Source organism: Streptomyces sp. NPDC104367 (genome assembly GCF_055583825.1).
The window spans coordinates 21,302-28,353 of the sequence record NZ_JBVJND010000060.1 but is presented as its reverse complement, the minus strand read 5'-3'; the positions used below and the strand labels follow the sequence as shown (position 1 = coordinate 28,353).

6 protein-coding genes are annotated in these 7,052 nt (G+C 66.6%); 3 read left to right on the top strand and 3 right to left on the bottom strand.

What is annotated here, in order from left to right; genetic code table 11:
• Nucleotides 1-198: 198 nt before the first annotated feature.
• The 3 genes from ACZ619_RS44490 to ACZ619_RS44480 are packed head-to-tail and all read right to left on the bottom strand — an operon-like array spanning nt 199 to nt 3,157.
• Nucleotides 199-759: an ATP-binding protein gene (locus ACZ619_RS44490; protein ID WP_469611685.1), complete on the bottom strand. Its 561-nt coding sequence runs from the start codon at nt 757-759 to the stop codon at nt 199-201.
• 26 nt (nt 760-785) lie between these two features.
• Nucleotides 786-1,484: a TetR/AcrR family transcriptional regulator C-terminal domain-containing protein gene (locus ACZ619_RS44485; RefSeq protein WP_469611684.1), complete on the bottom strand. Its 699-nt coding sequence runs from the start codon at nt 1,482-1,484 to the stop codon at nt 786-788.
• Between the two features lie 53 nt (nt 1,485-1,537).
• A complete protein-coding gene (locus ACZ619_RS44480; protein WP_469611683.1) occupies nt 1,538-3,157 on the bottom strand; it encodes a gamma-glutamyltransferase family protein in 1,620 nt (539 codons plus the stop codon).
• A gap of 371 nt (nt 3,158-3,528) precedes the next feature.
• Here ACZ619_RS44480 and ACZ619_RS44475 point away from each other — a divergent pair, with 371 nt between their 5' ends.
• The 3 genes from ACZ619_RS44475 to ACZ619_RS44465 all read left to right on the top strand — a co-directional run bounded on the left by ACZ619_RS44475 (nt 3,529) and on the right by ACZ619_RS44465 (nt 6,104).
• Nucleotides 3,529-4,278 (top strand): ABC transporter substrate-binding protein, encoded by a 750-nt coding sequence (locus ACZ619_RS44475; protein WP_469611682.1) that lies wholly within the window; start codon nt 3,529-3,531, stop codon nt 4,276-4,278.
• 103 nt (nt 4,279-4,381) lie between these two features.
• The gene (locus tag ACZ619_RS44470) at nt 4,382-5,245 is read left to right on the top strand and encodes an amino acid ABC transporter permease (protein ID WP_469611681.1); all 864 of its coding nucleotides are present in this window, start codon (nt 4,382-4,384) and stop codon (nt 5,243-5,245) included.
• Between the two features lies 1 nt (nt 5,246).
• Complete coding sequence (locus tag ACZ619_RS44465; protein ID WP_469611680.1) at nt 5,247-6,104, top strand: amino acid ABC transporter ATP-binding protein; 858 nt, start codon at nt 5,247-5,249, stop codon at nt 6,102-6,104.
• Nucleotides 6,105-7,052: the final 948 nt, after the last annotated feature.

The window sequence follows — 7,052 nt, the reverse complement described above, 5'->3', positions numbered from 1 at the left end:
CGCCAAGGAAAACCGCACACACCGCGACTGAACCAACCCCAGGGGGTCAATTCTGCGGGAGCGGAACGTGCTCAATTCTGCGGGAGCATTGACAGACCCTAGTTCAAACTCCTGTTCGTGTTGGTCGAATGGCTTGAGCGCTGAGCCAACAGGTTGATCAACGTGGCGGCTCTCCGGTGCGGGATGCGAAGACTTCACTCAGACGATCTCGGTCAACGGCTGTTCGGTCCAGATAGTTTTGCCGTGCTGGCCGCAGCGGCTGCCCCAGCGTGCGGTCAGCTGGGCGACGTGGAAGAGGCCGCGGCCTCCTTCGTCGGTCGTACGGGTGTGAAAGAGGCGGGGCTGGGTGTTGGGCGGGTCCGTGACCTCGCAGACGAGCACGTCATCCCGGATGAGGCGCAGACCGACCGGTCCGCTGGCGTAGCGGAGGGCGTTGGTCACGAGTTCGCTGACGATCAGCGCGGTGGTGAAGGCCAGTTCGTTCAGTCCCCACAGGCACAACCTCCGGAAGGCGACCATTTGGGCCTCGGAGACCGTGGCCGCGTCGGCCGGGAACTCCCAGTTGGCGATGGACTCGGCCGGGACCACACGAGTCCGGGCGAGGAAGAGAGTGACGTCGTCGGCCTGGTTACCGTGGGCGTCACCCAGGGGGATCCGTCCGATGGCCTCCAGGTCTTGGCCGGAGCGGTACAGGGTGGCAAGGTCTCCCGCCAGGTCTCGGACGCCACTGTCGAGGTTACCGTCGAGTGTTGGCGCCATGAATGTCTGCTTGCCTGCGCCTTCACCTATGTCCGTGCCCGCACCCGGATCGTGTCGATGACTGCCTGGACGGCGGTGACGAAGTTCTCCGGGTCGTCCAACGCTCTGAAGCGCGGGGCCAGTCGGGCGATGTGGGGGAACTTGTCGGGCGGCAGGGTGAGGTAATCCGTTTTCCACGCCCGGAAATCCGCGTCCCGGATCTGTGGGGACAGAGCCGCAAGGCTCGCGTCCATGGCGCTGTAGGCCAGCACCAGGTCGGCGAAGACACGGTAGTAGTGGACTGCGTCGTCGTCGTCGAGGCCCGCGCGGCGCATGCAGTCCAGCTTGCGTTCCACGGTCCGGAACTCGTTCTCCCGGCGTGCGGTGCGTGCGGCCGCGAGGGCACCCACCCGCGGATGCCGAAGGAACGCCTCATGGGTGTGGACCGCGATCTGCATGAGGTCGTGGGCCCAGTCGTCCGTCGGCGGTGGTGTGTTCGCCAGCGCCTCTTCGTGCAGGGCGTCGATGAGGGCAAGCAACAGCTCGTCCTTGTTGCGGAAATGCCGGTAGATCGCCGTCGGATGAGCGGTCAGCTCGCGGCCGAGCGCCGAGAACGTCAGTTTGTCCATGCCGGACGAGTCGGCGACCCGGAAGGCGGCCTTGACGATCATCTCCTGGCTCAGTGTGCCGCGGGGCAACCGGCTGCGGCTTGTGTCCTTGGCCGTACCGGCGTTGCTCGTTGTCATATGTCCTTCCTCATATCGGTCGCCTTCCATCGTGGTGCATCCCGTGTCGCCGGTCAGCCCGCGACGGCAGAGCCGTCTGCGCGAGGGTCGGTGGCTGCTGTGAGGCAGGGACCGTCGGCGGAGTTCGTCCGGCGCACCAGTTGTCCGTGCCCAACACCATCGTCGTGTGCGTCGATCAGGTCGATGGTGAACCCCGCGTCCCCGATCGCGCGGACGCCGACCGCCGGTACGTTGCGCTCCGCCCGGACGATACCGGCGCCCTCCGTCACTCCGGCCTCCAGTGCCCCGAGGACCCAGCGGGGCGCCGACACTGCATGCTGCGCGGAGGTGCCGCTGGCGAGGCGCAGGGCCAGGTGGGTGTGCACCTGAGGCTGGGCGCGTCCGCCCATGACGCCGTGCGCTGCGACGAGTTCGCCGGCCTCGCGGACCAGTACGGGCATCAGGGTGTGCAGGGGGCGTTTGCCGCCGTGGAGCCGGTTCGGCGACGCAGGGTCGAGCGAGAACGACGAGCCCCGGTTGTGCAGGACGATCCCGGTGCCGGGATCGAGCAACGCGGCACCGAAGCAGTGGAAGACGCTCTGGATCAGGGAGACCCAGGTACCGTCCCGGTCCGTCACGACGACGGCGACGGTGTCGCCGGACGCCTTGCGCTGTCCGAGCAATTCGACGGGTGTGCCCGCCATAGCCTGCTCAGCGAGATGCTGCACGTACAGGTCCGACAGCAACTCCTCGGCGGGGGCGCCCACTTCCCACTCCGGATCGCAGCAGAAGCGATCGCGGTCGGCGGCGGCGCGGGCGAGTACGGAAGCCATCACACCGGCGTCCCGGCCTATCGGGTCGAGCGTTCCGCGGGCCGTGCGGACGATGTCGAGTGCGCGCAGGCCCTGGAGGAAGTACAGTCCCTGCGAGTTCTCGCCGCTGGAGAGGTATTCGACGCCGTCGTACACCGCGCTGTGGGTCCCCGACAGTCGTACCTCGTGCTCGGCGAGGTCCGCTACCGTCATGGCCGAACCGTGCTCGGTGAGCAGTTTGACCAGGCTCGCGCCCACGTCGCCGCCGTACAGGGCGGACGGACCCTGCGCGGCGATCGACGCGAGCGTCCGGGCGAGTGCCGGCTGCCGCAGTATCCGGCCGACCTCCAGGACATCTCCGTCGGCGAAGAACACGCCGAGCATGCCAGGGTCGCGGGCCAGTTTCTGCTGCTCCCTGCGCAGGTCAAGGCCCAGGCCGGGGGCGACGGGGACGCCTTCACGGGCGGCTGCCTCGGCAGGAGCGAGTGCCGCCGCGAGCGGACGGCTTCCCCAGATGTCGGCGAGCGCGGCCCAACCAGCCACCGCGCCGGGGACCGTGACCGGGAGCGCGCCGAGGACGGGCATCTTCTGGTGCGCCGTCGTGATGCCACTGACGTCGACGGCTTGCGGGGCGCGGCCGCTGGCGTTGACGAAGCGGACTTCTCCGTCAGCGGTTCCCACCAGAGCGAGGAGGTCGCCGCCGACCGAACACTGGTTGGGGTAGACGACAGTGAGCATGGCGGCGGCCGCGAGTGCGGCGTCCACCGCGTTGCCGCCGCCACGAAGCACATCGGCCGCGACGTCGCTCGCCGTCGAGTGCGGTGTCGCTACGGCCCACTCGCCGCCCGTGGCGGAGAGCTGACGATCAGTGAATACGGACATGGTTCCCTTCCCCAACGCCAACACGAACTTCTGAGGGTGGCGTGTGGTTCCCGCTACAGGTCCGGCCTTGGAGCCGGATGCGGCGGTTAGGCTCCACCCATGGGGCAGATAGTCGTTAACCGCCCCGTAACGGGAGATCCTTGACAGCTTCGGAGTGCCCGCCATAGCTTCCCTCTTAGTCAACGGCATCGACTATCGCATTGACTTTGAGGTCATGCAACCACGGAAACCCCTGAAGGGGGCTGGCAATGGCAAGATCATTCCGTCGTGTCCGTCGTACGGCACTCTCATCGGCATGTGCCGCCGTCGCGGCCGCGACTTTGCTCGCCGGGTGCGGCGGTTCCCAGGAGGATGCGAGCTCGGCCATAGCCGTGCCCGCGGTCGACCTGCCCGCCGGGGCACTCGTGAAGGACGGGCAGATCACCTACTGCTCCGACATCAGCGCGCCGCCGCTGACTTTCTACGACACTGCGCAGAAGCCGGTCGGCGCCGAGATCGAACTCGGCGACGCGCTCGCGGCCCAACTTGGCGTCAAGGCGAACTGGGCCAACACTGCCTTCAACGGCATCATCCCTGCGCTGCAGGCCAAGCAGTGCGACGCGATCATCACCCAGCTCTACATCAAGCCTGAGCGGGAGAAGGTCGTGGACTTCGTCCCCTACATGTACGCCTCTAGCACCCTCGTCGTGTCCGCGAAGAACGACAAGGGTGTCGAGAGCCTGGCCGACCTGTGCGGCAAGAAGGCGGCGGCGCAGACGGGCACGACCGTCTCCGAACACTTCGCCGACCAGTCGAAGAAGTGCCTGGCGGACGGAAAGCAGAAGGTCGACATCCGGCTGTTCACCAAGGACACCGACGCCCTTCAGCAGCTGCGCCTCGGGCTGGTCGATACCTACGGGACGACCCTTGAGACCGCCGCATATGTACTGAAGCAGCAGCCGGACACCTTCGCACTCGCCGGAGAGCCCTTCAACCGCATCAAGGTGGGCGCCGCGACGCGTAAGGACAACACCGCTCTGCACACCGCGCTGACGACGGCGTTCGCCGCGGTCCAGAAGAGCGGCGGCTACGCCGCCATCCTTAAGAAGTGGAATCTGACGGCCGACGACATTGCCGGTTAGCGACCGCCCGCTCAGCCGGTGAGGCCCGCTAGACCACCGTACTTCCGGGGCCCGGTTGTGAACTGACCCGACCCCGTCCGAACACAAGCAGGGAGAGGACGACGTGGCTGACACGTCCTTGCTCGCCGACTCGGCCCAGGTGGCCGGCTTCGACTGGGCATTCTTCTGGCACTATCTGATATCCCCTTCGGGCATCTTCCTGGAAGGGCTCTGGCGCACCGTGTACATCTCGGTCGTCGCGCAGCTGCTTGGTGTGCTGCTGGGGCTCGTCATCGCTCTGGCGCAGCGCAGTCGCTTCGCGGCACTGCGCTGGGGCGGACGCACGTACGTATGGCTGATCAGGGGCACACCCCTGCTCGTCCAGTTGGTGCTCGTCTACAACGGTCTCGCGGCGGTCGGCGTCTACCGGTTCAGCGACGTCCAGATGGGAGATCTCGTTCTTCTCGGTGTCGTACAGGCGGCCGTGCTGACGCTCGCGGTGAACGAGGCCGCCTACATGGCCGAGATCATTCGCGCCGCGCTCGACGCCATCGACCGGGGGCAGATTGAGGCGGCGCAGGCGCTCGGCATGACCCCGTCGCTGACCATGCGTGTCGTTCTGCTGCCCCAGGCGATGCGGATCGTCATTCCGCCCCTGGGCAATGAGTTCAACCTGATGATGAAGTCGACGTCTCTTTTGTCGGTCATCGGGCTTCAGGAGATGTTCCTGACGGCGCAGTCCGTCAACTCGGCCACCTTCAAGACGTTCGAGATCTTCCTCGTCGTGGCGTGCTATTACCTCGCTCTGACGACGATCTGGTCGTTCGTCCAACGGTTCATCGAGCGCAAACTCGCCGACCCCGGTACCGTCCCGCCTCCCAGACCCTCTCTGCGCGAGCGATTCGGTGGCGGGCGCGGAGATCTCGCTCCCAGGGAGAACGAGGTCGTCAGCAAGGAACCGGCACTCACGGGCAAGGAGGCTCACTGACATGGCAGCGATCGGAAGGGTAACAGCGGTGAACGACCCGCATGACCGTGTCTTCGCTGCACACCCGGGTCCGGCTGGAGCCGCGGATTCCACGGCGGTGCTGTCGGCGCGTGGGGTGGTCAAGGCCTTCGGTGACGTGCGGGTGTTGAACGGTGTCTCCATGGACGTCCATGCCCGTGAGGTGGTGGTCGTTGTCGGGCCGTCCGGCTCGGGCAAGACGACGTTTCTGAGGTGCCTCAACCACCTGGAGGGCATCGACGAGGGAGAGATCCTCGTCCACGGACGCCGGGTGGGATACAAGGAGGGTCAGGACCAGCTGATCGAGGAGCGACCCGGGGTGATCGCCGAACGTCGACGCAACATCGGCTTCGTCTTCCAGCGCTTCAACCTCTTCCCGCACCTCACCGCCCTGGAAAATGTGGCCGCCGCCCCGACGAAGGTCCTGGGCGTGCCGAAGGCTGAGGCCAGAGAGCAGGCGCGGGCCCTGTTGGACCGGGTCGGTCTCGCGCACAAGGCGTCCTCAAGGCCCTCCGTTCTCTCGGGAGGCCAGCAACAGCGGGTCGCCATCGCGCGCGCTCTCGCCATGAAACCGGAGTTGATGCTCTTCGACGAACCCACGAGCGCGCTCGACCCGGAGATGGTCGGCGAGGTCGTCACCGTGATGAAGGAGCTGGTCGAGGACGGCCTGACGATGATTGTCGTCACCCATGAGATGGGCTTCGCCCGGTCGGCCGCGGACCGGCTCGTCATGTTCGACCACGGGTTGATCTTGGAGGAAGGTACGCCCGAGAAGCTCATGACGGATCCCGACCATGAGCGCACGCGCGCATTCCTGCGGCGCATCAATGATCACGGTTGAGCTGTGGATCCACAGCCCTGCCGAACACGTTGCCCGTTGTCCGAGGCCCGAACGTAGACGCACGGTCAGCTTCATCGGGCTCGACGGCCTCATCTGCACGAACACGTCGGGGAACGAGCTCACGTCGGCCGTTGATGGGGTTGAGGACCTGGTAAGGAGCTGCCGGTCGCGGTGGACAACATCCTGGGGTCTCCGGCCAGAGCCCTGGGACCGGCCGGAGGAAAGGTCACCGATGACGGGGTGTGGGAGCGGACGCGCGAGGCGACCATGGTGCTGCGAGGCAAAGGGGGGAGCCCGGGGTGGCTTCTACGGGGGCCGGGCGGGCAGCGCCTTCGAGAGGCTGAAGGGCGTCACGCCCGGGCTTGGCACAGGAGACGACGCTGGGAGTGCGGAGCAGCAGGAGGTGCATGTCACCCTCGGCTGTCCTGCGTGGCCGCAGTGCCCATCGGCGAGAGACTCTCGCTCCGAACACCGATCTCCTCGGCGCGGCGTGGGAACTGCCGGCGCCTCTGCCCGTTGAGGCCGCTCGTGTGTTTGACCGCTAGGCTTTTGAGTATCAGGGAGCCGAGGAAGCGACGGAGATCATGGGCTGGGCGGACCCGCGTGCCACCGGGTGTTTACTCGCGCGTACACGGCGTTCCAAGCAGCGGTTTGCGTTCGGCGCGGGCTTGGCCATGGATTTCCTGCATCGTGGCCGTCACAGCCGGGCGGCGGACTCGGTCGCCGGTGTTGCCGGCGCAGGACCGGCGGTCGCCGCGGCCGAGCCATCAAATGTGCCTGATGCTTGTCATGCCGCAATGGGACCGTCTCAGCGATGAGTTCGGCGATCATCGTCAGCGACAACCCGGTGACCGGTATCCCGCCACGATCAACTCACGAGCCCTAGACTCCTGTTGCACTTCATCATTCCCGCTGGTCAGAGGCGGTCTTTCGAGGCTAGCGGGCTGA